Below are 23,862 nucleotides of genomic sequence, written 5' to 3' on the forward strand. Positions count from 1 at the left end.
CCTGACAGAATCCCGGGCAAGTACCATGAAAGAATTTGCCTACATTCATGACGCGAAGCAGAACCCGTCGCCCCTGCGCGCGGTGCCTGCGCTCGCCAGTTTCAGCGACGACCAGCTCGACGATGTTTTGAACTCCAGCAGCCTGCTCCAGTGCGAGCCCGGCGACCACATCATCCAGGAGGGCAGCATCGACTCGCGCATCTACGTCCTGCTCAACGGTGAGCTCGAAGTGCGCGTCGGCGGCAAGAAAGTCGCAGCCATCACCCGCATCGGCGAGGTGTTCGGGGAACTGGCGCTGGTGAACCAGGACAAGCGCCTCGCCTCCGTCATCGCCTCCACGAAGGCCGTCTGCCTCGCGGTGGACCAGAAATTTCTCCAGGACATCCATCCGCGCGAGCAGGACCCGGATTTCCACGCCGCGCTGTATGAGTTCGTCGCCCGTCTCGTGGTGCGGAAACTGGAAGCGACGTCGAAACGCCTCGCCGAGGTCGAAAAGGAACTGCGTCAGCTCCGTGAGGCGCAAACGATAGCCCAACCGGCGCCGGTGGCACCTGCGGCGGTTCCGAAGCTCAAGCGGCCGGTGAAACGCGTCAGCGCGGCCCGGAAGCCCGCGAGACGTCGCTGAACGCGGCGCGCAACGCTTCTTCGTCCGCAGGGAAAACGCCACGCTCGGTGATTAAACCGGTCACCAGGCGCGCAGGGGTCACGTCGAAGGCAAAGTTCGCCAGCGGCGCTGCTGCCGGGACGACACGCACGTTGTGCAGTGCGCCGCTGGCGTCGGTTCCCTCCATCCAGGCGACTTCTTCGCCGCCACGCTGCTCGATGGGGATGTTTTTCACGCCGTCAGTGATGGTCCAGTCAAAGGTGGATGACGGCAAGGCGACGTAAAAGGGCACACCGTTGTCCTGTGCCGCCAGCGCCTTCAAGTAAGTGCCGATCTTGTTTGCCACGTCGCCATTCCGCGTCACGCGATCAGCCCCGGTGATGACGAGGTCGACCTGGCCGTGCTGCATGAGATGCCCGCCCGTGTTGTCGGCGATGACGGTGTGCGGCACGCCATGCTGGGCGAGTTCCCAGGCCGTGAGACGCGCACCCTGGTTGCGAGGGCGAGTTTCATCGACCCAGACATGGATTTTGATGCCCGCATCATGCGCGGCGTAGATCGGCGCGGTGGCTGATCCGTGATCCACAAACGCCAGCCAGCCCGCGTTGCAATGCGTGAGCACATTCACGACTTCCCCCGGCTTTTTCGCCGCGATCTCGCGGATGAGTTCGAGGCCGTGCACGCCGATTTGCGCGCAAGCAGCGGCATCTTCGTCGGCAACCGCCTCTGCTTCGCGTTTGGCGATGCTTCCCCACATGGCGACAGGCTGATTTCGCAGCGCGGCGAGCTGCCGATTGACCGCCCAGGCCAGATTCACGGCGGTTGGACGTGTTTCGATCAAGGACCGGGCCAAAGCCTCAAGTTCCGCATCATTTTGCACCTCGATGGCCGCCAAAGCCATGCCGTAGCCCGCTGTCGCACCGATGCAGCCCGCACCACGCACCGCCATGTCACGAATGGCATGCGCCACCTCCGCCACCGACTTCAAATCGATGATTTCAAACGCCCACGGCAGCCGGCGCTGGTCGATGATGCGCACGAGGCCCGGCTCGGGCATCCAGACGGTGCGGTAATGGTGGCCGTGGGCGAGCATGAGTCAGTAAAGCCAGTTTTCGAAACGCAGGCCGGGGACTTGAACGAAGTCGCGGGCATTGGCGGTCAGGAGCAATGCGCCGTGGGCCAAGGCGATCGAAGCAATCTTCAAGTCCATCGTTCCAATGCGCACCCTGGCTTTTCGCAGGGCTGTCGTCGTTGCCGCAGCGGTTTGATCGAACGGAATAATCCTCCAGGCCGAGAAAAAACGCACCAGATCAACCAGCCTTTGATAGTGGGCCGGTTGTCTCATGACATCTACTGTCGAATGAATCTCAGCCAGCCATCCACGCATCTGTTCTTCCAGTGTGACTGCCGACACGACGAAATCCTGGTCTTGAGAGCTGTCGATGCGCATGTGCAGGCGGATGGAAGCCTCGCCGTCACGATACTTCAGGGCTGACCAGTGATCTGTGTCGAGGATGATCATCCTCGTCTGGCTTTACGACCTTCGGAACGCCGAATGGCAGCTCCCTGCGCATCGATGCGCTTCATGAGATCATCTCCATCAAACATGCCGACGGACTTTTTCCAGTCATCACGTCCAGGTTCATGAGGCTGAAGACGGCCCATGAGTGTTTCCATCGTCTTTTCGAGTTTTGCCACACGGGCGGCGAGTGTTACAGTTGCCATGAAAGAAGATGTTTTCGGGAAAACGCATTGCCAGTGGTTTTTGCATCATCCTCCAGCTCCAATCGTGATGCGCTTTGCCGGGATCGGCGATTCGATGATGCCGAGTTCGGTCTCCTGTTTCAGACGGAGCTGGCCGCAGGCGGCGGCGATGTCGTGGCCTTTTTCGCGGCGGAGGGTGGCGGTGACACCGGCTTTCGTCAGCACGTCGAGGAAGGCGTCCTGCTGCGGTTCGCTGGGGCGCACCCACGGCAGGCCTTCGACCGTGTTGTAGGGGATGAGATTGACCTTCGCATTCACGCCGCGGGCGCGTTTCGCGAGCACGCGGGCCTGGTCGAGGCTGTCGTTGATGTTTTCGATGAGGATGAACTCGAAGGTGAGGAACTGCTTCCGGCGTGCATTCCAGTCTTCAAGCGCTTCAAACAGCTCCGCGAGGTTGTGCTTGCGGTTCACCGGCATGATTTTCTCGCGCACCTCGTCGGTGGCGCCGTGCAGGGAGATGGCGAGGCGGATTTGCAGCGGAAAATCAGCGAGTTTCTTGATCTGCGGTGCCAGACCACTGGTGCTGACGGTCATGTGACGTGCGCCGATGCCGATGCCCCAGTCGGCGTTGAGGATTTCGATGGCTTTGGTGACGTTCGAGTAGTTCGCGAGCGGCTCGCCCATGCCCATGAAGACGAGATTGTCCACACGTTCGCCCGCATGGGCCTCGACTTGAACGATCTGCTCCACGATCTCGCCAGCGGTGAGATTGCGCGTGAATCCGGCGAGGCCGCTGGCGCAAAATTTGCAATCGTAAGCACAGCCGACCTGGCTGGAGACGCAGAGCGTGCGGCGGTCGGATTTGCCGCCGTAAAGCGCGGGATTTGCCGGGATGAGCACGGTTTCGACGTAGCGGCCGTCGTGCAGCTTGAGGAGGAATTTGCGCGTGGTGTCGGCCGAACCGGTCACTTTGGCGATCTGCATCGAGCGCGTGACAAATCGCGTCGCCAGGGCTTCGCGCGTCGCCTTAGGCAGGTTCGTCATTTCATCGAAACTGGCGGCGCGTTTGGCGAAAACCCACTCCACGAGCTGTTTCGCGCGAAACGCCGGCTGTCCGAGCTCCGCGAACACGGCGGCGATCTCCTCCGGCTTCATGCCGAGGAGCGCTTGGGGCGTGTTTGCGATGCTCATTCGATGACAGTGGCAATGAAATGACGATTTGAAATTCGAGATTTGAGTTTGATGCTCGCCCCATGGGAATCCCGGGCCTCATCCTGCTGCTGGTCATGCTTGTGCTGATCGGTGTGGGCATCGCCGTGGGTTTGTTCGCCTGTGCGATCGCGGCGGCACTGGTCACGCTGGGCGTGGTGTCGAGTTCGGTGGCACTGGGCTTTTTCACCAAGCGACCGGAGACGGCGGTGCGCGCGTTTCTGCTGCAATGTGGAGTGCTGGCAGGCATCCCGGCGGGTGCGGTGACGGCATGGCTCGGACGTGCGCTGCTCGAAAAAGCGGACCAAAGCTGGTTGGTGGCCGTCTATGGCGGCATCGGCGGCGCTTTCGCGGGTGCCTTGTTGGCACTGCTGCTGGATTTCATCTTCCGCCGCACGCATGCGTGGGTCGAGCAGCGTGTGAATGCGGCGGCGTAGGCGGATGTGTTCGGCGTGTGAGACGAGGCTGCTGGAAGGGTTCTCTTTGCCGAACCATCCGGCTTCGAGGTGTGCGCAAACCGGGCTGCCAGGCGCGACCACCCAGCGCCGGATAGTTTGGCGAAGGATGCTGACGCGGCAGCGCCGACCTTTCCCGCCAAACACATCCGGCCTGCTTTACGGCTGCCGTTCCTGCTCACGGAACTGCGTGGGCGTGAGCTTGGTCATCTTCTTGAAGTCCTTGCTGAAGAAAAACTGGTCGTGGTAGCCGACCTGGCGGGCGATTTCCTTCACCGGGTCGTCGGATTCGATGAGACGGCGCTTCGCCTGGTTGATGCGTTCGCGGCGCAGCCAGTCGATGGGGCTGGTGCCGATGGCGGCCTTGAACTGGCGGCTGAAATGGCTCTCGCTCATGCCGCTGAGGTTGGCCAGTTCGGCGACACGCATCGGCAGGTGGAAGTAGAGCCGCATGCGTTCAAGCGCCTTGGCAACGGCAGTCGGGAGTTCCGGCTGCACGAGGCCGGGTTCGGAAAGTCGCACGTGGAAGGCGAGGCCGATCAGGGCGGCGACGGCGGCGCTGGCGAGCGCGGCATCGCTCGGGCGCGTGCCGCTCATGAACTGGAAGGCGTTTTCAAATTCACGCACCACAGCCTGCTCGTTCACGCCTTCCAGCACGGGCTGGGAGCGCACCTGGAGCAGTTCGGCGATGCGATCCAGCGGTCTGCCTTCGACACGCAGCCAGAAGAGCTCCCAGGGATCGCGATTGTAAGCGCCGTAGAGGTGCGGGTGGTGGCAGTTCACCCAGACGAGGGCACCAGGGCCCACATCATGGCGTTTGCCGCCCACTTGGACCCAGCCGCGGCCGCGGAGGCAGAAGATAAGCTCGTGGCCGGGGTAGGTTTCGCGCTCGATGCGGTGCTCGCAGCCTGCCCGGAGGTGGCCGCCACGGACCACTGAATAAAACAAATCGCGCTGCCAGTCCGCAGGAGTGGCATAGAGATTCTTCAGGAAGACGGTTTCCTGGAACAGCGTGACGGCCATGGCCGGATAATACATTCACCACCACTTCCCTGTCGAGCGCAGATTGCATGCTGCAAAGCGGGCGCGGGGAAAATCCTTTGCAGCCCAGTTCCCGGCACGGCATAATCGCCGCCCTTTGTTGCGCGTCACCCAAACCCCCGCGCACGATCTTCTGAACCTATGCCCACCTACGATTACGAGTGCCAGACGTGCGGCCACCAGTTCGAGGCCAAGCAGTCCATGAAAGACCCGCACCTCACCGATTGCCCGCAGCAGGACTGCGCCGGTCCGGTGAAGCGCAAGATCGGCGTTGGCGCCGGTTTCATCTTCAAAGGCAACGGCTTCTACATCACCGACTACCGCAGCGATTCCTACAAGGCGGCGGCGAAAAAGGATGCCGAAAGCGCCTCGGCTTCATCCAGTGCGAGCACGGCGGCCAGTTCCACCAGCGCGAGCAGCAGCGGCAGCAGTAGTTCCGGCGGTTCGTCGGCAGGCAGCAGTGCCGCGCCGGCAAAGACGGGTGCGGCGGCCTGAGCCTGCGGTCATTCATCCCGACACTGACGTGAAACACCGCCTCCTCCAGACATTCCGGCTGCTGATCATCAGTGCGCTGGCTGGAGCCGTGTGGGTGGCGCATCGTCCTGAGACACTGCCACGCACTCCGGCGGCAAACAACGCCAAGGGGGATGACATGCTCGACATGCTGCGTCAGTCCGCCATCAAGCGCGCGTCTTTGATGGAGATCACCGAGGCGGAGATCAACCGCCACCTTGCCGCGAATGTCTCCAGCAAGATGGCCGCCATGTTCGGCGGCTGGATCAAGTTTGAAGGCGCACGGGTGGATTTGGAGCCGGAAAGCGCCCGTGTGTTCCTCGTCTGGAACCTGAAGGGCCAGATCCGCACCGCCAGCGTCGATCTCGCCATCAGCCGCGAGGGGGAAAACTTCCACGTCGAGCTGCTGCGCGGCGCCTACGGCCACCTGCGCATGCCCCGGGGCATGATGCGGCCGTTGTATCCGGCCTTGGAGGCAGTCGCTGACACTCTGCAGCCGGAAATCCGCGCCTTGTTTCAGATGACGAAGATCACCATCGCCAAAGACAAGCTCGTGCTCGATCCCCGTTTCCCCTCCGCATGATCTGTCGCCCTTCCATCGCCCAAACCGGTTTTGCGCTGCTCATTGGCACCTGGAGCCTTCACGCCCAAACGCCCGCGCCCCCGGTGCCGCCTACGAAGGAGCAGAAGGAAGCCGCCGCTGCTGTCGAGGCGCCAAAGACCTTCGCGCCACCCCCGCTTCCAGGGCAGCTGCAGAACAGCGCTCCGGCTTCGACGCCGAAGACGCCTGAAATGCCGAAGGCTGCGGTGCCGCCGCCAGTGCCGCCATCGGCACCGGCCAGCAATTCCGCCAGCAAGATGCAGGCGCTGGAGGCCGCCACGCAGGCCCCAGCGGTGAAGGAAGTGCCGCGCGTGACCGCACCCTCGGACAAGCTGCCCATCACCACCTCCACCAGCACCAGCGGCCAGTTTGTGGTGCATGGGAAGGTGTTCGAGACGCGCAGCGCCATGTCCTCCCGCTGTGAGGACATCTCCCAGGAGCTGCGCAAGGTGCTCAACGACAAGGAGCCGCATGTCCTGCCGATCGTGGTCGTGCTCAAAACGGGCGAGGATGCCGCCAAGGCGACGGGGCCGGCCATTTCCACCGCCATCACCGAGCTCACCCACGGTGGTTTCCATCTGCAGGTCACAGTGATCGACCGGGCCGGTCTCAAAATGGAGGATTTGCGCAAGGAAGTCGTCCGCGCCCTCCTGGCCGAGCGCATCCTGCGCAATCAAACGAAGATCGTCACGCCCGAAGGCCGCCTGCTGCTGCCCGACTGGGTCATGACCGGTGTCCTGCTGGCCATGGATTACAAGGCGAGCGCCCGTCCGAGCGCGATGTTCGCCACCATCTTCCGCAGCGGCAAAATCTACGGCATCGAGGAGATCATCTCCGCCTCGCCTGTCACCATGGACGGACTTTCCCGGACGATCTATGAGACGTCCTGCTGCGCGCTCGTGCTGGCGCTGGCAGACCAGCCGCACGGGCCGCAGAACTTCAACAAATTCCTCAACTCGCTCGCCAGCGATCCGCGGTCCGAGCGCGAACTGCTGAACGTGGCCTTCCCGAATTTCGCGGCCTCCGCCTCCAGCCTGAACAAGTGGTGGGCGCTGCAGCTCGCCGCGCTTTCAAAGCCGGGCATCGCCGAGCCGCTCACACCAGCGGAAACCTTCAAGGCCATCGGCGACGCGATCCAGATCCGCTACGAGGCAAAGCCGGATGAAGTGCCGGAGAACATCAAACCGCGCCCGTTTGTGCTGCCGCAATCGCTCGTCTTGACGATGAACGAGCCAAAGTCCGAACCACCGCCCACCCGCTCGTCAGACGAAACGACCGCACCGAAGGCAAAGGCCAAGGACACGCCGCCCACGGCATCGACAGAGACGGCGGAGGCCACCACGGACGAGACATCCGAGGAAAAGCTCAAGCGCCCGCTGTGGCGTCGCCTTTTGTTCCTTGGACCCGCCGATGCAAAGAGCGATGCAGAGGCCCAGAAGACCGAGGAACCGGTGGTGGTGGAGAAAGAGGAGCCTCCGGCCGAGGAAAGCGATGATAAGAAGCCCAGTTTTCTCAGCCGCCTGTTTGGGGGTGGAGGCTCGGCCGAAAAAAATCAGGATGACCCACCTGAGCCCAAGGAGGAGCCGAAGCCTGCGGACGCCAAACCAGTGATGGAGGCGAAACAGGCCGAAACCCAATCTGCGGAGCCGAAGAAGGCCGAGGAGAAGCCGGTGGAGGCAAAAAAAACCGCCGAGACGAAGAAGCCCGGGCCACCCGCCGAAGAACCGCCCGCAGAAGAGCCTGAGGCTGAAAAAAAACCCTCCTTGCTCAACCCGATGAACTGGTTCCGCGGCGGCAAGAAGCCAGCGGAGGACAAAGCGCCGGAAAAACCCGCTGCGGAGGCGAAATCCGATGAGAAGCCCGCCAAGGACGAACAAGCCTACGCCACGCCTGCGGAGGTGGACTTCACCCGATTGATCGCGCCTTCACTCGCGGATGCCTGGCAGCTCCTGGCCCCATCTGGACCGCGGCAGGCCATCGGTCCCCTGTTTCGTCGCAAACCGAAGGTCGAGGAAGAGAAGAAGCCCGAATCCGAACCGGCTGAGGAATCCAAAAAGGCCGCTGATAAACCCAAGGCGGAGCCGAAAAAGGAATCGAAGCCGAAGACCACCAATCCCAACGCCAAATCGACTTCCAAGCCAGCGGCCGCCTCAGGGGAGACACGGACGAACAATCCAAACTCCAAGCCAGTGCCGGCGGCGATGGTCAATCCTGGCACGGCGGGCACCCCGACGGCCTCCAAATCCGGTCTCGTGCCGGTCACGCTGCCGCTGGAGGAGTACAAGCACATTCTGAAGCATCGGGACCGCGAGAAGATCCTGAATCACAACATCGCCACGCTGCGTGCGCTGGAGCTGCGCGTCAGCGTGCTGTTCCGCCCGGTCGTCATTGGCTATCTCAGCGCGTTCCTGGATTTGCAGGAAGGCAAGACCAAGGACATGGACAAACGAATCGCCGCCCTGCGCCAGTTTGCGGTGGTCGCGTATCAGAAATCCATCGCCGTCCGCGATTATCTCGACTGGTTCGAGGCCAGCGAAAGCGGCCGCGTCTCCGGCAAGTTCGACGACTACCTGAACCTGCCCAAGATCATCGAGAAAGAACTGCCGCCACGCACCGACCCGATCTCGAAGTATCTCGACGCGATCGACAAGGAGTTCTCGAAATAGGCGGACTGGAATCCAGGCGGCATCGCAGTGGCTCAAAATGAAATGCCGCTGCGCCATACCTCATCGCCATCCAGCAGCAATCGTTCACGATGTTGAAATGGCATGCCGTTTTTGTCCAGATGGCTGATTATCTCCTCGCTCTCCGCCCGCCCCTTTTGATTTTTATAGTGATTTTTCACCAACAGAAAATGCTCCGCCCCCCGACGAAACAAGATTCCAGCCAATTCTATTTTCGGCACGTCTGCGGGGACGGGTTTCCCCCCTGCTACATCAATCAGCAAACCAAGCGTCGCTCCTTTTGGCAGGTGATAATGTCCTGGGCGTTTAAATCCTCCTGAAATGGCAACCACGTGAATGGTTCCAGGCACTGGATCACCATAGGTTGGCAGTTGATCCCTGGGGACGAAATCTCTGCAGCAATCTGTCAGGCAAAGAGCGGCAACCGAGACAAGGAGCGCCCCCTTTTTAGTGGCCATACAATTGCGCCCTGATTCAATTTAAGCTCACGTCCTCGGGCATCTTCGCCATCACCTTGTAAACGGGGCCCATCTCCTCAAGGATCGCGCCCCAGAGCTGGGTGGGCGCTTTCACTGTGAGCACCAGCGGACGGGCGGTGGTGGTGATCCAGGAGCGATGCTCCAGCTCGTTTTCGAGCTGGCCGCCGCTCCAGCCGGAGTAGCCGACGAATCCACGCACGTCATGGCCCAGGCTGAGCGCGTGGAGCGCATCGGCGACGGAAAGGTGCGTCTGACAGCGCAGTGTGCGCCGCTTCCGGTTCCACTGAAGCGCGGCGAAGGCCAGCTTGTCCGTGGCGACCGGGCCACCCATGAACACGGGCACCTCTCCAAGCGCACCGAGATCCTGATCCGGCAGCAGATCAGCGACACGCTGCTCCAGCGGCCGGTTCAGGATATAGCCGAAGGCTCCATCCTTGGCGTTGTGCGCCGCCATGAAGACCACGGAACGCGAAAAATTCGGATCGCGCATCGCAGGCGAGGCGAGCAGCAGAGTTCCGCTGAGTGACGACGAGGAATCGTTGTTCGTGTCCGATGACATGATGAGGTCTGACGCAATATTTACGCCAGCCACTCAATCGCGCACCGAAAAAGTTCTTCACGCCGCCGCGGCGACTTCGAAGCCCTGGCGGTAGGTCTTCGTGAGCAGTTTGTCGGCTTCCGGCGCGTTGGTGAAGCGCAGGTTTGCTGCGTCCCATTCCAGCACCTTGTTCGCCTCCTCCATGCGTCCGGTGACCGGATCGATCTTCGGAATGGCAAGCCGCGTGGCCACATTGCCAAGCTGCACCGTTTCGGCCAGCGGACCGGCGTAGTGGAAGCCATCGCTGGTCTTTTTGCCGGCGAGGCAGGCGTCCACCCATGTGTGCCAGTGGCTGCGAGCTTCCTCTTTGGGGTATTGGAAGCCCTTGAACTTGTCCAGCGGGTAAAGCCGCGGTCCGGCGACGTGCGCCAGCACCATCGTGCCGCCTTCGCCGATGAAAATCGATCCGCTCGATGGCAGATCGATGTCGCCGGGCATCTGCGCCAGCTTGTGGCTCGGCTTCAGGCCGCCGTCCATCCACGTCAGCTTCATCGTCTTGCCCGCCGTGTATTCGGTGCCGGGGAAGACGTAGTTGATCGTCTCGTGCGTGGGCCAGATCTGGTTGTTGATGCCGCTGTTCTTGGCCACGACGCTGATCGGCGCGGTCAGGTCCAGCGCGGTGAACACCGGGTCCATGATGTGGCAGCCGAAGTCGCCCAATCCACCGCCGCCGAAGTCCTGCCAGTCACGCCAGATGAAGGGATGATACGAGGGTGCATACTCACGCATCGGCGCGGCACCGATCCACAGGTCCCAGTTCAAATGGGCCGGGACAGGCGCGGAAGGCGGCGGCTGGAACATGCGGGTGCGTTCGTTGCCCGTCACACCGACCCAGGAATACACTTCTTTGATCTTCCCGATCGCGCCTTCCTTGATCAGCCGCGTGCCCATGCGGTACTCGATGGCGGAGTGGATCTGATTGCCCATCTGCGTGGTGAGATTCTTCTTCTCCGCCCACAGACGCATCTGGCGCGCCTCCCACACCGTGTGTGCCAGCGGCTTCTGGCAATACACATGCTTTCCACGCTGCATCGCCGCCACGGCGACCGGAGCATGCATGTGATCGGGAATGCCGACGGTCACCGCATCAAAGCCATCGCCCAGCGTGTTGAACATCTCACGGTAGTCGGCGAAATGCTTCACGCCGGGGAACTCCTTGTCCGCCTTGTCGAAACGATTCGCGTCCACGTCGCAGAAGCCGACGAACTTCACCGCCGCGTGCGAGCCGACATTGTGCAGATCGCTGTAGCCCATGCCGTTCACACCCACGCAGGCCACCTGCAGCTTGCTGTTGAGATTCTGGCCACGCACCAGCGCCGGGAAAGCGACGGCGGCTGAGGTCAAAGCGGTATTCTTCAGGAAGGAGCGGCGTGAGTCAGGCATGATGAAGGCGTGTTGGTTTGAGTGATGCAAACCTACGCTGCGACAACAGGCGATCACGCGTCCACGTGGCACAAAATGCACGTCCACGCTCACCAGCATCTCAGGAATGTGAACGACGCTCCGCTTCCGCTGCGTAATCCTGCCGCCATGATCCGCCTGCTTCTCTCATTCCTTGCCCTCGCCACGTTTCTCCATGCCCAGACAGAGGATGGGAAGCTGCGCATCATCGTCTTCGGCGCCCATCCGGATGATGCGGAATACAAAGCGGCGGGCACGGCGGTGAAATGGGCACGGCTGGGGCATCATGTGAAGCTCGTCTCAGTGACGAATGGTGACATCGGCCACTGGAAGGAGGCCGGCGGGCCGCTGGCCCTGCGTCGTGCCGCTGAGGTGAAGGCCTGCGCGCAGAAGCTCGGCGTGACCTCACAGGTGCTGGACATCCACGATGGCGAATTGATGCCGACTCTGGAGAACCGCAAGCTCATCACGCGGGTGATTCGGGAGTGGAAGGCGGACATCGTGATCGCGCATCGCCCCTGGGATTATCATCCGGACCATCGCTATGTCGGCGTCCTCATGCAGGACGCGGCCTTCATGGTGGCGGTGCCGTTCATCTGCCCGGACGTGCCGCCGCTGAAGAAAAATCCGGTGTTCCTCTATTCCAGCGATGGCTTCCAGAAGCCTTACCCCTTCACGCCGGACATCGCAGTCGGTGTGGACGATTCCTTCGAGCAAAAGCTCGACGGCATTCATGAACTGACCTCTCAACACTACGAAGGAGGTGCCAACGGCTCCGAGGAGCACGTGAAGAACGTGCCGCCTGCCAGCGACGAGGCCGGCCGTCGTGCGTGGTTGAAGCGCCGCTGGGGTGCCCGCCAGGGCAGCGAGGCGGACAAGTATCGCGATCTGCTGATCAAGCTCTACGGTGAGGAGAAGGGCAAGGCGGTGAAGTACGCCGAGACCTTCGAGATCTGCGAGTATGGCCGCCGTCCCTCACTGCAGGAGATCAAGCAGCTCTTCCCTTTTTACGACTGAGACCGGGCCTCACGCCGCCGCGTGCCGCCACACACGCCCGGGAGCGCAGATCCAGTGTTCTTTGACCGTCCGGCTGGCATAAGCGCCACCGGCCGCCCAGGGTGAAAACGCCGGGAGAATCCAGCGTTCCCGCGATTGGGCGATGAGTTCACGCACGAGTGCGGGCAGCTTCAAACGCAGGCCTGCGCCATCACTCAGCGACACAGCAGGATGCTCATGGCCGGTGATGTGCACCGCGTCTCCGTCCGTGGCATGGTTTTCGACCTTCTTGAAGTGGTGGCCGTGGGAGAACAGGAAGCCTTCCTCACGATGCGTCTCGACAAACGGCCAGCTCCTGCGCAACGCGGGCCGGTCGTGATTGCCCAGGATGCAGATGATCTCCGCGACGTGAGGCTGGAGGCAGGCGAGCAGGTTCAGCGTCTCCTCGGCCGAGCCTGAGCCATCCATGATGTCGCCCACCAGGATGAGACGGCGCGGCAGGTGATCTGCGATCAGGGCCTTCAGTGTCTGCTCGATCTGCGGCATGCCAAAGTCCGGCAGCAGCGCGCCTTTTTTCGCCTGATGCACCTCGTAGCCGAAATGGATGTCCGCCACAGCCATCCAGCGCTGCGTGGCATGCACCAGCGCCCGGCGGCTGTCGAGCAGCACGTCATCCTCGATCCGGGCCACCACAGGCGGTTTCATGGCTTCAGTGGCTTGAAACGATCGCCGAGGCCACGCAGGGCTGCCTCGTTGCGGCGGTTTTTGCGGCCCAGTTCGCGCACCAGGGTGGCCGCGCGCATCGGATCACCTGCCTTGAGCAGATCGTCCGCGTGATTGGCCAGATCCGTCTGCTGGGCGCTGAGACCTGTCGCCCGCGGCGTGAGATTGGAGATGCGTTGAACGCCCTGCGCATGCCCGCCAAACACGTCCTGCAGGGTCAGCCACCATGCCTCGGTGCCATCCTGGGAGAAGGCCACCCAGACCACGGCATGGTTCTCGCCCTGGATCTCGAGCACGCGCCGGTTGGCGACGACCGCGTCCGCTTTCTCCACGTGCCACGCGGAGGTTTTGGCTCCGACTTCCAGGTCGGTGCCATTCCAGCGGAGCTTCAGGGGGGTCTCGCCGTTCCGGCCTTCCCAGACGACGTTGACGATGTCCTGGGGGAAGTTTTTCACCGGCTTCGTCGCCGTGCCGGCCTGCGCCTTGAACTCGACGATGCCGCTGATGTTGATGGGCGTGATCGTCTGTAGATCGTCGCTGACGAAATACCAGCCGGCACGCGATTCGCCAAACGTGAGCTGGAAGACACCGGCATCGACAAACGCGTGCTCCCTGAACTGGCTGCGCGACTGCCCGGTCGGTGCCAGGGCGTGAAAGCTTGTGCCATCAAAACGGAGGTGCTTGAGCGAGTTCGTTCCGCGCAGATCCCAGGTGATGTTGGTGATGTTCTTCGAGAACTGCTCCACCTCCGGCCACGTTTTCTCCTGGCTGTGAAGCAGTCCGGCGCCCAGGAGGCAGAGAATCAATGACCTTTGAAGCAATCGCATGCTCCCACACTGGCATCCACCTGACGGGCTGGCAAACAGGAGGTTTTGCGGTGGCAAAGCGTGTGGAAGCGGCTAAAGACACCGCCCCCAATCAACGCCCAAGCCATGGAACCGCAAGCCAACGCTCCCTCCGAATCCGAACTGCTCCAAATTCGCCGCGACAAGCTCGACGAATTGACGAAAACGGGCGTGGACGCGTTTGGCGGCCGTTTTGACACCACACACCAGCCCGGCGCGTTGAAGGCGAACTTCGAGGAAAACCTCACTGTGAGCGTCGCGGGCCGCATTTTGAGCCGTCGCGAGATGGGGAAGGCCACTTTCTTCGACCTCGGTGACATCTCCGGCCGCATGCAGTGCTACCTGAGCAAGGGCGATGTGGGCGACGAGGCTTACAAGCAGTTCAACCACCTCGTCGATATCGGCGACTTCGTCGGCATTGAGGGCTTCACCTTCATCACCAAGCGCGGTGAGAAGTCCATCCACGTCAAAAAACTCACGCCGCTGTCCAAGGCGCTGCGTCCGCTGCCGGACAAGTGGCACGGTGTCACCGACAAGGAGATCAAATACCGCCAGCGCTACCTCGACCTCATCTCGAATGAGAAGAGCCAGGATGTCTTCCGCAAACGCATCCAGATGGTCGCCGCCATCCGCAACTACATGCAAGAGCGCGGCTTCCTCGAAGTCGAGACGCCGATGATGCAGGACGTGCCCGGCGGTGCCGCGGCAAAGCCCTTCGAGACCTTCTTCCACGCGCTGAACCAGCCGATGTTCCTGCGCATCGCCCCGGAGCTGTATTTGAAGCGCCTGCTCGTGGCAGGCTTCACGCAGATTTTCGAATTGAACCGCAACTTCCGCAATGAAGGCCTCAGCCGCCGTCACAATCCGGAGTTCACCATGCTGGAGGCCTATTGGGCCTACGCCGACTTCGAAAAGATGGCCGACCTCGTCGAAGGCATGATCTGCCACCTCGCTGAAAACTTCTGTGGCGGCCTCAAGATTGAGCACAAGGACGAGGAGGGTAATGTCACCAAGACCATCAACCTCGCGCGTCCATGGAAGCGTGCCCGCTACACCGATCTGCTCAAGAGCATCGACCCGAAGTGGTATGACTACACGCCTGAAGAGCGCAAAGAACGCGCCAAAGAACTCGGCGTCGAGATCGGTGCCAACTTCGAGGACTACGAGGTCACGCAGCATGTCTTTGAGCGCCTCATCGAGGCGAAGCAGTTCGATCCGCTCTACGTCACCCATTGCCCGAAGGAACTCGTGCCTTTGGCGAAGCAAAACGCCGAGGACGACAGCATCGTCGATGTCTATGAACTCGTCATCAACGGCCAGGAGATCAGCCCCGGTTACTCCGAGCTGAACAACCCCATCGTCCAGCGCGAGCGCCTGGAGCACCAGGCCGGCGAGGAGACGCAAAAGATCGACGAGGAGTTCATCCTCGCCCTTGAGCACGGCATGCCGCCCGCCGGCGGCATCGGCATCGGCATCGACCGCCTCATCATGATGCTCACCGGCGCCGAAAGCATCCGCGATGTGATCCTCTTCCCGCAGTTGAAGCGGAAGGAGTGATGTGACACAATCCGCGCATCATGAATGCCCTGCTTTCATTGCCGAAAATCAAAAATCAGACGGCCTTCAATCTGGACCGCTGGGATGAGATCGGGCGTGATCCGGAGATTCGCCGCTGGCACGGCAAGGTGGAAACCGACCGCTACGGAAACGCGATTATGATGTGCTACGCTGAATTCTCGCACGGAGGCAAACAGGCTGATCTTGTGACCCTTCTTCGCACCCATGCCCCTGCTGGCAAAGTGACCGTCGAATGCCCCATCTCGACCAGTGCTGGCGTCAAGGCGGCGGATGTGGCCTGGGTGTCCAAAAAGCGTCTCCTTCAAATCGGCGGACGCACGGCGCTGAAGGCAGCGCCGGAAATCTGCGTTGAGGTCATCTCACCGTCGAACAAACGCGGTGAGATCGAAGAGAAGCGTCGTCTCTACTTTGAGGCCGGTGCCAAGGAAGTCTGGGTCTGTGACAAGCAGGGACGGCTGACCTTCTTCCTCAAGCAGGCGCCTGAAACCGCCGCTTCCGGTTCCGGGATCTGTCCGAAGATGCCGCGGTTGATCGAAGATTGATCTGGTCGTTTCGTCGTCGCAGATTCAAAGTGGCGGCATGAAGCGCCTCTTTCTCGCTACGCTGTTGTCCCTCGCAGCCTCCGCGACTGCGGCCACGCCGGAAACGGCTGCGCAGGCGGTGAATGCCTTCGGGCTCGATCTTCACCGGCAGATGCCGAAAGAGGGGAATGCATGCCTTTCGCCCTACTCGATCCAATCGGCGCTCGGGATGACGTATCTCGGTGCCAGCGGGGCGACGCAGGAGGAGATGGCTCGTGTGCTGCATTTTCCTGAGGACAAGAAAGCGCTTGGAGAGTCATTCGCGGCGCTGAAGGCCGCGCTGGCGGAGGCGCAGGAAAACTCGGAGAAGCAGGTGGCGCAGTCGAAAAAGTATGGCGGTCCTTCGGAGGCGCTGAAGCTGCATGTGGCGAACCGGCTCTTCGGGCAGAAGGGCTATGAATTCCGCGAGACGTTTCTCTCTGGTGTGAAAAGCCACTTTGGAGCGCCGATGGAGCTCATGAACTTCATCAAAGACCACGAGGGAGAGCGAGAAGAGATCAACCACTGGGTGGAGAAGCAGACACAGAAGCGGATTCGCGATTTGATCCCCAAAGGCGGCCTCAGTGGGGATACACGGCTCGTTTTGGTGAATGCGCTGTATTTCAAAGCGTCATGGCAAAGCGAATTTCCAGCCCATGCGACCGCCCCGATGGCTTTTCATGCGAATGGGGTCAAGGCGACGGTTCAAGTGCCAGCCATGAGCCAAAAGATGCAGATGAAGTATGTGAATGGTCGCGGCTTTCAGGCGGTATCGCTGCCGTATGCGGGCAATGACCTGCATTTCCTGCTCATCGTGCCAGATGGCATCAGCGGCGTGTCAGATGTGGAACTGAAGCTGACGGCAGAAACGCTGCTCTCCTGCGCGAAAGCCGAGACTCGCGAAGTCATCCTGCATCTGCCGAAATTCAAAATCACGCCGCCGACGGTGCCGCTGGGCGAGGTGTTGCAAAAAATGGGCATGACAACCGCCTTCGACAAACCTCAAGGAAGCGCGGATTTTGACGCGATGGCTCCGAAGAAGCCAGATGATTACCTCTGCATCTCCGAGGTCTTCCACAAAACCTTCCTCGAACTCGACGAAAAAGGCACAGAGGCCGCTGCAGCGACGGCGGTGGCGATGGCCAAAGCGGCCGTCGCTATTGCCGAGAAGCCAAAACCCATCGAACTCAAAGCCGACCGACCTTTCCTTTTTGCCATCCAGCATGCGCAGAGTGGTGCGTGCTTGTTTTTCGGACGAGTGAGTGATCCTCGGTGAGCATAGGCGCGATAGCGTTTTGGACTGCTCCAGCCCTCTGGAGCTTTTCGCAGGTCTGGAGACGTTCGAAAGCGCCGGAGGACAGGCGCACTCCAAGACGCTGCCGCGATGTAGGGTCACATTTTGGCGTCGATAAACTCGATGGCCTTCTTGAGCCACTCCGCTTTCGGCGGCGAGTGGCCGTGGGCGGGGATGTTGAGCATCTCGACGGCCTTGAAGCCTTCTTTTTGGAAGCCGTTGGTGAAGACGGCCTGGGTGTTGGGGAGGTTGAAGTCTTTTTCGCCGGTGCTGAGGACGTAGCGGCATTCGTTCTTCGCGATCTTCACGAAGTCGTCGTGCGGGAGGTAGCCGAGGCGGAAGGTTTGTTTGCCATCGGGCGTGGACACGTCGGTGTAGAAGTTCACGCCCATGCAGCAGATCGTGGCGGGGAAGAGGTCGGCATAACAGACGCCGAGCATGCTGGCGACGCGAGCACCGCCGGAGAAGCCGGAGACGATGACGCGGGCGGGATCGATGTTGGCGAGCTTTCGCACGTTGAAGTTCGCGTCGATGGCGAGGCGCATGCGGTCGAAGACGCTGCGCGGGTTGCCGGATTTATGAGCGCCGATGAAGATGAGCTTCTTTTCGGCCAAAACGGGCTCCCACTCTGCGGGGATGGCCGGTTTGTCGCTGGCGCTGATCCAGATGAAGAGGCCGTGCGGATCGGCCTCACGATAGTTTTTCGGCAGGAGGATGTCGAAGGTCTCCTTCGTCACGTCGTAAGGCGGTGGAGTTTCTGCGGCGCTGAGGCGCAGCTTCACTTCGAGCGCGTCGGAGTGCGGCGGTGATTCGTCGAAGGTGATGGTGGTGCGCAGGCCGGGTTTGAGGTCGGCAGAATGCGCCACGGAGACGAGAAGGCAGAGAACGAGGAGGAGACGAGGCATGATGCGGTCCAAAACGCGGCGAACGAGGCCGGTCGTGCTGAATCTGATGCAATGCGGTGGCGTGGCAGCTCGTTGGAGGGCCGCATGAAGCATCTTGTTGGCCTTTTCCTCCTCGCCCTGTCCGTCCACGCGGCTGATCGCACGCCGAATGTCATCTTCATCCTCGCGGATGATCTCGGCTACACGGACGTGGCTTGCTTCGGCTCGAAATACTACGAGACGCCGAACATCGACAAGCTGGCGGACCAGGGGATGAAGCTGACGCGGCATCACCACTGCCAGAACTGCCAGCCGACGCGTGCGGCACTGATGAGCGGCCAGTATGCGCCGCGCACGGGCGTTTACACGGTGGGCGGCATCGGACGTTTCGGGTGGGAGTCACGCCCGCTGCGGCCGGTGGACAACGCGACGGAGCTGCCGCTGGAGAAGGTCACGATCGCGCAGACGATGAAGAAGGCGGGCTATGCGACGGGCATGTTTGGCAAATGGCACCTGGGCCAGGAAGGCGAATTTCATCCGGGGAAGCGCGGGTTTGACGAGGCGATCGTCTCGATGGGCAGGCATTTCAATTTCTCGACACAGCCGAAGGTGGAGTATCCGAAGGGCCAGTACCTCGCTGATTTCCTCACTGACAAGGCGGTGGATTTCATCCAGCGGCATAAGGACGAGCCGTTCTTCCTCTACCTGCCGCATTTTGGCGTGCATTCACCCCACGATGCGAAGGAAGACATGATCGCGAAGTTCAAGGACAAGGCGCCTGTGGGCGGGCATCACAGCCCGGTGTATGCGGGCATGATCGCGAGCGTGGATGAGAGCGTGGGCCGTGTGATGAAGACACTGGACGAACTGAAGCTGGCGGACAACACGGTGCTCATCTTCAGCAGCGACAACGGCGGCGTGGGGGGTTACGCACGCGAAGGCATCAAGAAAGGCGGCGACATCACGGACAATGCCCCGCTGCGCAGCGGGAAGGGCAGTTTGTATGAAGGCGGCACACGCGTGCCGTTCATCGTGCGCTGGCCGGGCGTGACCCAGCCAGGAACAAGCTGCGACGTGCCGACGATCCATGTGGATCTGTATCCGACGTTCGCGGACATCGGCAAAGCCACGTTGCCAGCAGGCCAGCCACTCGATGGCGAGAGCTTGGTGCCATTGTTCCGCGATTCAGGGGCGAATCTGAAGCGTGAGGCGATTTACCAGCACTTTCCGGGCTACCTCGGTGCCGGCGAAAACACGTGGCGCACGACGCCCGTCGGTTTGATCGAAGCGGGCGACTGGAAGCTGATGGAGTTCTTCGAAGATGGCCGCCTGGAGCTCTACAACCTCAAGGATGACATCGGCGAGCAGAAGAACCTGGCGACGGAAAATCCCGAAAAGACCAAGGAGCTGCACGCAAAGATGCTCGCATGGCGTGAATCCATCAAAGCCCCGATGCCAACGAAGAACACCGATGTGAAAAGCCCCGAGCCCGCGAAGAAGGGCAAAGGAAAGGGCAAGGGCAAAAAGAAGAAGGCGGCGGAATGAACCGCCTCAGGCCTTGCGGGCGACGTAAACGAACGCGGGCGGCAGGTTGGCCCAGACCACACGGGTCGTCTCGACCCCGTGGGTCAGTTCGTGCAGCAGTTCGCGAAAACGCTGCCCGGCGGGCAGTTGATGGAAGCCCCAGTAGGCGAAGGTGACGAATGAGCCGCCGGATGCGAGATGGGGAAGCACATTGCCCAGGATCGCCTCCTGCAAGCAACGCGGAAAGGCCGTCCAGGGCAGTCCGCTGATGATGGTGTCAAACTTGCCGTCATCCGACAGCGCCTGCGCGAAGTCGTATTCTTGTGCGCCTGCGCATTCAAAACGCATGCGTGGGAACCGCGGGCGGAGCTTCTCGACAAAAGTGGGATTGAGCTCGATGCCGAGGTAGTCGGCTTCGTGCGGCATGGTGCCGGCGATCGCCTCTGTCAGGGCGCCGGTGCCGGGGCCCAGTTCCAGGATGCGCCGTGCCTGCCAGACGCCGGAGGCCTCCATCATGCGCTCCGCAAGGGCGGGACTGGAGGGCGCCACCGCGCCGATGGTCTTCCAGTTGTGGCGAAGCTCTCTGATGAAGGTGGCGGCGGACATTCGGGCCGGATGCTAGCGACTTGATGCGGGAGCGCGAGGCCTTTTCGTGGGCGACGCGGGGGCTTCCGACGGACGGAAGGGAGGAGCCGGTTTTGTCTGGCGCTGGAGGGCGCAACCGGCTGATCGCCAGACTTTTGAACGAAGGCGTTATCGCAGGTTCCAACGGCTCCACCCGTCCCTGCGATCGTGGCAGGAGCGCGGGCAATCCAACCAACCCAACCCCATGAAAAAACCTGTTCTTGATGCCGTGATCCTGGGCCTTTGTGCCAGCAGCCTGCTGACTCAGTGCGTTTCCAAGCCGCAGACTATTTACAACAAGAAAGGCCAGCCTGTGGCGACTGCCCTGGCAACGCCGACGGGCTACGTGACCCGCCAGCAGCTCGGCGATTCCACGGTGCTGACGCGGCGTCTGATCAACCGTGCTTTGACCAACGCGGATTGCGGAAAGGTGTATGAGGAGGTCACCGTGGTCTCGCCGCGCGGAACGTCGGTGCAGCACCGCGTCATCGTGCGTGCGCTGCCACGTCTTGAGCTGCGCAACGAGACGAAGGATTAGGCCGCAAGGCTTGACGGGCATGGTGCTTTGCGGCGACACTTCGCACCATGCCCCACCTTCTCGACGCGCTCGTCATCCTCGGTTACTTCGCCCTGATCATCGGGATCGGGCTCTCACAGCGCAGCAAGAGCGGCAGCATGGAGGGATTCACTCTCGGCGACCGGCAGATCGCGTGGTGGGCGGTGCTGGCCTCCATCCTGGCCGCTGAGATCAGCGCGGGCACGTTCTTCGGCGCGCCCGGGGAAGGTTACGCGCTGCGCAATTTCACCTACATCCAGCTCATGGCGGGCTACCTGCTCGCGCGTGTGGTCGTGAGCGCGGTTTTCATTCCGGCTTATTACAAGCACAACGTGGTGAGCGTGTATGAATTCCTCGAAGTGCGCTTCGGGCCGAAGACACGGCGCCGCGCCTCGGCGATCTTCCTGGTGACAAGGCTGCTGGCGAGCGGATCACGGCTGTGGGTGCCCACGGTGCTGCTGGTGCTCGCATGGAAAGTCTTCATCAATCCGCAGACGACGCCGATGCAGGAGTTCTGGCTGTATGCGGCCGCGCTGGTCGGCATCACGGTGCTGACATCGATCTACACCACGCTGGGCGGCATTCGTGCGGTGATCTGGACGGATGTGATCCAGGTGGTGATCCTGTTTTCAGCCCTGGGCTTCGGCCTGTGGCACCTGCTCGGTCACACCGGCGGCTGGGCGGCCCTGCAGGGTGCGATTCAAGAGCCGGCATTCGTCGATTGGGGCAGACCGGACCCCGCGCATCCGGGCGCCTGGGGTTGGATCAAGGGCGTTCTCGAAACGGAGTACACGGTCTGGGCCGCGTTTCTCGGCTCCACCTTCGTGACACTGGCCACGCACGGCACGGACCAGGACATGGTGCAGCGCATGCTGACGGCCAAGGACAAGAGCCAGAGCGCCAAGGCCACGATTCTCTCCGGTCTCGCCGACATCCCGGTCAATCTGATGGTGCTGAGCATCGGCATCCTGCTGTTTGTGTTTTATCAGCAGCATCCGGAGATCCTCCTGCCGAAGAACGCAGTGGGAAAACCGGACAGCAGCCAGGTGTTTCCGTTTTTCATCCTGACCTCGATGCCGTCGGGCCTGCGCGGCCTTGTGATCGCCGGGGTGCTCGCCACGGCGATGGGATCTCTGAGCACGGCGCTCAACTCGCTCGCCACGAGCTACGTGCGCGACTTTCACTTCCGCTGGTTCGGGGAACCGGACACCGAAAAAGGCAAGGTGCGTGTGCTGCGGCTCGGCACCGTGTTGTTTGCGATCTTCCTCATCAGCGTGGCGCTCGGCACCGCGTGGGTGAAGGCGCACAATCCATCGCTGCGCATCATTCCGATCATCCTCGGCATCTTCGGCTACACGTATGGCTCGCTGCTCGGCGTGTTCATGGTCGGCCTCTTCACCAAGGGGCGCGGCAACGATCTGGGCAACGGCATCGCCATGCTCGCGGGTTTCATCGTCGTGGGTTACTTGAGCGGGCTCGACAAAGGACTCGCCTCCACCCTCGGCCTTGGCGACGGGTTCTCACGCCCCGCCTGGGTGCCGGAGATCGAGTTCCCGTGGCGCATCCTCTTCGGCACCGTGGTCACGTTCAGCATCGCGATGCTGTTCAGGACGCCGGAGGAGAAGCTGGGGCACGCGAATGTGAGGTGATCACCTCAGGCAAGGTCGTCGTGCGTCAAATGCCTTCAAACCTCTTTGGCAATTCGTGATTCGCGAATCACGATCGATTTCTTGTCGGGGTTGATGGGCTTTGGGTGCTCCTGAAATGAAAAACGCGGACCGTTTCCGGTCCGCGCCTTTCTTGACTCTTTGACGATGCTTGAACGTCTTGACTGCTTTATGCGTAGCTGGCCTGCGCGCCTTTGATGTCGCGCTTCTTGATCCAGGGCATGAGGCTGCGGAGGCGGGCGCCGGTCTTTTCGATCGGGTGCTTCTCGCCGTCTTTGAGCAGCTTGTTGAAGGTCTTGTAGCCGGTTTCGGTCTCCTTGATCCATTCCTTGGCGAATTTGCCGGTCTGGATGTCCTTCAGCGCGGCTTTCATGCGCTTCTTGACGCTGGCGTCGATGATCTTCGGTCCGACTTTGACGTCGCCCCACTTGGCGGTCTCGGAGATGGAGAAGCGCATGCCGGCGATGCCGGACTCGTTCATAAGGTCCACGATGAGCTTCAGCTCATGCAAGCACTCGAAGTAGGCCATCTCAGGGCTGTAGCCAGCCTCGGTGAGCACTTCAAAGCCGGCCTGGACGAGGGCGCTGGCGCCACCGCAAAGGACGGTCTGCTCGCCGAAGAGGTCGGTTTCGGTTTCTTCCTTGAAGGTGGTCTCGATGACGCCGCCGCGGGTGCCGCCGATGCCGTGCGCCCAGGCGAGAGCGATCTTCTTGGCCTGCTTGTCGGCATTCTGATGGATGGCGATCAAAGAGGGGACGCCCTTGCCTTCTGTGTATTGGCGGCGGACGATGTGGCCGGGGCCTTTCGGGGCCACCATGATGACGTTCACGTCCTTCGGCGGGACGACCGTCTTGTAGAGAATGGCGAAGCCGTGGGAGAAGAGGAGCGTTTTGCCCTTGGTGAGGTTCGGGGCGATGTCCCTCTTGTACACGCCGCCGATCTTGGTGTCCGGCACGGCGACGAAGATGACGTCGGCAGCTTTGACCGCATCGGCGGTGTCCATGACCTTGAGGCCCTTTTCTTCAGCCACCGCGCGGCTCTTGGAGCCAGGGTAAAGGCCGATGACGACTTTGACGCCGCTCTCCTTGAGGTTCAGGGCGTGGGCGTGGCCTTGGGAGCCGAAGCCGATGACAGCGCAAGTCTTGCCTTTGAGGGGGGCGAGGCTCGCGTCTTTTTCAGTGTAGATTTTGGCGGGCATTATTGTGGTCTGGTTTAAGGGGTGGCGATAGTGGTTCATGGCTCCCAAGGGGTCAAACGCCTTTTTCCCGCCCTTCCAAGGCTTTGATTGACCGCTCTTTCCCGGGCGCTTAGGCTGCCTGCTC

General features: G+C 61.5%; 25 protein-coding genes. 12 read left to right on the plus strand and 13 right to left on the minus strand.

Annotation, left to right across the window (positions count from 1 at the left end):
- Positions 1–25 precede the first annotated feature (25 nt).
- Complete coding sequence (locus IAE77_RS12270; protein ID WP_294226811.1) at positions 26–625, plus strand: cyclic nucleotide-binding domain-containing protein; 600 nt, start codon at positions 26–28, stop codon at positions 623–625.
- On the opposite strand, the gene mtnA is transcribed toward IAE77_RS12270, so the two are convergent.
- From mtnA to rlmN, 4 genes are read right to left on the minus strand one after another with little or no spacing between them, the layout of a single operon-like run.
- Positions 591–1,697, minus strand: coding sequence for an S-methyl-5-thioribose-1-phosphate isomerase (gene mtnA, locus IAE77_RS12275; protein WP_294226812.1), 1,107 nt, complete (start codon positions 1,695–1,697; stop codon positions 591–593). The two genes, IAE77_RS12270 and mtnA, sit on opposite strands and share 35 nt — an antisense overlap.
- Before the next feature lie 3 nt (positions 1,698–1,700).
- Positions 1,701–2,126 carry a type II toxin-antitoxin system VapC family toxin gene (locus IAE77_RS12280; protein ID WP_294226815.1) on the minus strand — a complete coding sequence of 142 codons (426 nt, stop codon included), beginning with the start codon at positions 2,124–2,126 and terminating at the stop codon, positions 1,701–1,703.
- Positions 2,123–2,329 (minus strand): hypothetical protein, encoded by a 207-nt coding sequence (locus tag IAE77_RS12285; RefSeq protein WP_294226818.1) that lies wholly within the window; start codon positions 2,327–2,329, stop codon positions 2,123–2,125. Before IAE77_RS12285 ends, IAE77_RS12280 begins: the two co-directional genes overlap by 4 nt.
- Before the next feature lie 45 nt (positions 2,330–2,374).
- Complete coding sequence (gene rlmN / locus IAE77_RS12290) at positions 2,375–3,499, minus strand: 23S rRNA (adenine(2503)-C(2))-methyltransferase RlmN (protein ID WP_294226821.1); 1,125 nt, start codon at positions 3,497–3,499, stop codon at positions 2,375–2,377.
- 62 nt (positions 3,500–3,561) lie between these two features.
- On the opposite strand from rlmN, the gene IAE77_RS12295 reads away from it, so the two are divergent.
- On the plus strand, positions 3,562–3,954 hold the full coding sequence (locus IAE77_RS12295) for a hypothetical protein (protein ID WP_294226823.1): 393 nt from the start codon (positions 3,562–3,564) through the stop codon (positions 3,952–3,954).
- A gap of 177 nt (positions 3,955–4,131) precedes the next feature.
- On the opposite strand, the gene IAE77_RS12300 is transcribed toward IAE77_RS12295, so the two are convergent.
- Positions 4,132–4,995: an AraC family transcriptional regulator gene (locus IAE77_RS12300; protein WP_294226826.1), complete on the minus strand. Its 864-nt coding sequence runs from the start codon at positions 4,993–4,995 to the stop codon at positions 4,132–4,134.
- Positions 4,996–5,154: 159 nt separating this feature from the next.
- On the opposite strand from IAE77_RS12300, the gene IAE77_RS12305 reads away from it, so the two are divergent.
- The 3 genes from IAE77_RS12305 to IAE77_RS12315 are packed head-to-tail and all read left to right on the plus strand — an operon-like array spanning position 5,155 to position 8,793.
- Entirely contained in the window at positions 5,155–5,508 is a 354-nt protein-coding gene (locus IAE77_RS12305; RefSeq protein WP_294226828.1) for an FmdB family zinc ribbon protein, read from the plus strand.
- A 28-nt stretch (positions 5,509–5,536) separates the two neighbouring features.
- Entirely contained in the window at positions 5,537–6,109 is a 573-nt protein-coding gene (locus IAE77_RS12310; protein ID WP_294226833.1) for a hypothetical protein, read from the plus strand.
- Complete coding sequence (locus IAE77_RS12315) at positions 6,106–8,793, plus strand: hypothetical protein (RefSeq protein ID WP_294226836.1); 2,688 nt, start codon at positions 6,106–6,108, stop codon at positions 8,791–8,793. The genes IAE77_RS12310 and IAE77_RS12315 overlap by 4 nt, the downstream gene beginning before the upstream one ends.
- A gap of 32 nt (positions 8,794–8,825) precedes the next feature.
- Here IAE77_RS12315 and IAE77_RS12320 read toward each other — a convergent pair whose 3' ends face one another.
- From IAE77_RS12320 to IAE77_RS12330, 3 genes are read right to left on the minus strand one after another with little or no spacing between them, the layout of a single operon-like run.
- Positions 8,826–9,269 carry an SLBB domain-containing protein gene (locus IAE77_RS12320; RefSeq protein WP_294226839.1) on the minus strand — a complete coding sequence of 148 codons (444 nt, stop codon included), beginning with the start codon at positions 9,267–9,269 and terminating at the stop codon, positions 8,826–8,828.
- 16 nt (positions 9,270–9,285) lie between these two features.
- On the minus strand, positions 9,286–9,849 hold the full coding sequence (locus IAE77_RS12325; RefSeq protein ID WP_294226841.1) for a YqgE/AlgH family protein: 564 nt from the start codon (positions 9,847–9,849) through the stop codon (positions 9,286–9,288).
- A 57-nt stretch (positions 9,850–9,906) separates the two neighbouring features.
- Positions 9,907–11,271 (minus strand): Gfo/Idh/MocA family oxidoreductase, encoded by a 1,365-nt coding sequence (locus IAE77_RS12330; protein WP_294226842.1) that lies wholly within the window; start codon positions 11,269–11,271, stop codon positions 9,907–9,909.
- 147 nt (positions 11,272–11,418) lie between these two features.
- Between IAE77_RS12330 and IAE77_RS12335 the strand changes: the two genes are divergently transcribed.
- Entirely contained in the window at positions 11,419–12,306 is an 888-nt protein-coding gene (locus IAE77_RS12335; protein ID WP_294226844.1) for a PIG-L family deacetylase, read from the plus strand.
- Between the two features lie 9 nt (positions 12,307–12,315).
- Here the strand turns inward: IAE77_RS12335 and IAE77_RS12340 are convergent, their stop codons facing one another.
- Positions 12,316–12,990: a metallophosphoesterase gene (locus IAE77_RS12340; protein ID WP_294226847.1), complete on the minus strand. Its 675-nt coding sequence runs from the start codon at positions 12,988–12,990 to the stop codon at positions 12,316–12,318.
- On the minus strand, positions 12,987–13,835 hold the full coding sequence (locus IAE77_RS12345; protein ID WP_294226851.1) for a hypothetical protein: 849 nt from the start codon (positions 13,833–13,835) through the stop codon (positions 12,987–12,989). The genes IAE77_RS12340 and IAE77_RS12345 overlap by 4 nt, the downstream gene beginning before the upstream one ends.
- Before the next feature lie 105 nt (positions 13,836–13,940).
- On the opposite strand from IAE77_RS12345, the gene lysS reads away from it, so the two are divergent.
- The 3 genes from lysS to IAE77_RS12360 are packed head-to-tail and all read left to right on the plus strand — an operon-like array spanning position 13,941 to position 17,267.
- Entirely contained in the window at positions 13,941–15,410 is a 1,470-nt protein-coding gene (lysS, locus tag IAE77_RS12350) for a lysine--tRNA ligase (RefSeq protein ID WP_294226854.1), read from the plus strand.
- Positions 15,411–15,430: 20 nt separating this feature from the next.
- Positions 15,431–15,973, plus strand: coding sequence for a Uma2 family endonuclease (locus IAE77_RS12355; RefSeq protein WP_294226857.1), 543 nt, complete (start codon positions 15,431–15,433; stop codon positions 15,971–15,973).
- Between the two features lie 37 nt (positions 15,974–16,010).
- On the plus strand, positions 16,011–17,267 hold the full coding sequence (locus IAE77_RS12360) for a serpin family protein (protein WP_294226860.1): 1,257 nt from the start codon (positions 16,011–16,013) through the stop codon (positions 17,265–17,267).
- A 116-nt stretch (positions 17,268–17,383) separates the two neighbouring features.
- Here IAE77_RS12360 and IAE77_RS12365 read toward each other — a convergent pair whose 3' ends face one another.
- Positions 17,384–18,190: a PHB depolymerase family esterase gene (locus IAE77_RS12365; RefSeq protein WP_294226864.1), complete on the minus strand. Its 807-nt coding sequence runs from the start codon at positions 18,188–18,190 to the stop codon at positions 17,384–17,386.
- An 84-nt stretch (positions 18,191–18,274) separates the two neighbouring features.
- On the opposite strand from IAE77_RS12365, the gene IAE77_RS12370 reads away from it, so the two are divergent.
- Complete coding sequence (locus IAE77_RS12370; protein WP_294226867.1) at positions 18,275–19,714, plus strand: sulfatase; 1,440 nt, start codon at positions 18,275–18,277, stop codon at positions 19,712–19,714.
- 6 nt (positions 19,715–19,720) lie between these two features.
- Here IAE77_RS12370 and IAE77_RS12375 read toward each other — a convergent pair whose 3' ends face one another.
- The gene (locus IAE77_RS12375) at positions 19,721–20,299 is read right to left on the minus strand and encodes a methyltransferase domain-containing protein (RefSeq protein ID WP_294226870.1); all 579 of its coding nucleotides are present in this window, start codon (positions 20,297–20,299) and stop codon (positions 19,721–19,723) included.
- 223 nt (positions 20,300–20,522) lie between these two features.
- Between IAE77_RS12375 and IAE77_RS12380 the strand changes: the two genes are divergently transcribed.
- Together IAE77_RS12380 and IAE77_RS12385 are read left to right on the plus strand one after the other, a co-directional pair.
- The gene (locus IAE77_RS12380) at positions 20,523–20,855 is read left to right on the plus strand and encodes a hypothetical protein (protein WP_294226873.1); all 333 of its coding nucleotides are present in this window, start codon (positions 20,523–20,525) and stop codon (positions 20,853–20,855) included.
- A gap of 47 nt (positions 20,856–20,902) precedes the next feature.
- A complete protein-coding gene (locus IAE77_RS12385) occupies positions 20,903–22,522 on the plus strand; it encodes a sodium:solute symporter (protein ID WP_294226877.1) in 1,620 nt (539 codons plus the stop codon).
- Between the two features lie 187 nt (positions 22,523–22,709).
- Here the strand turns inward: IAE77_RS12385 and ilvC are convergent, their stop codons facing one another.
- Positions 22,710–23,777: a ketol-acid reductoisomerase gene (gene ilvC, locus IAE77_RS12390; RefSeq protein ID WP_294226880.1), complete on the minus strand. Its 1,068-nt coding sequence runs from the start codon at positions 23,775–23,777 to the stop codon at positions 22,710–22,712.
- Positions 23,778–23,862: the final 85 nt, after the last annotated feature.

This window comes from Prosthecobacter sp., assembly GCF_014879935.1.
GTDB lineage: Bacteria > Verrucomicrobiota > Verrucomicrobiia > Verrucomicrobiales > Verrucomicrobiaceae > Prosthecobacter.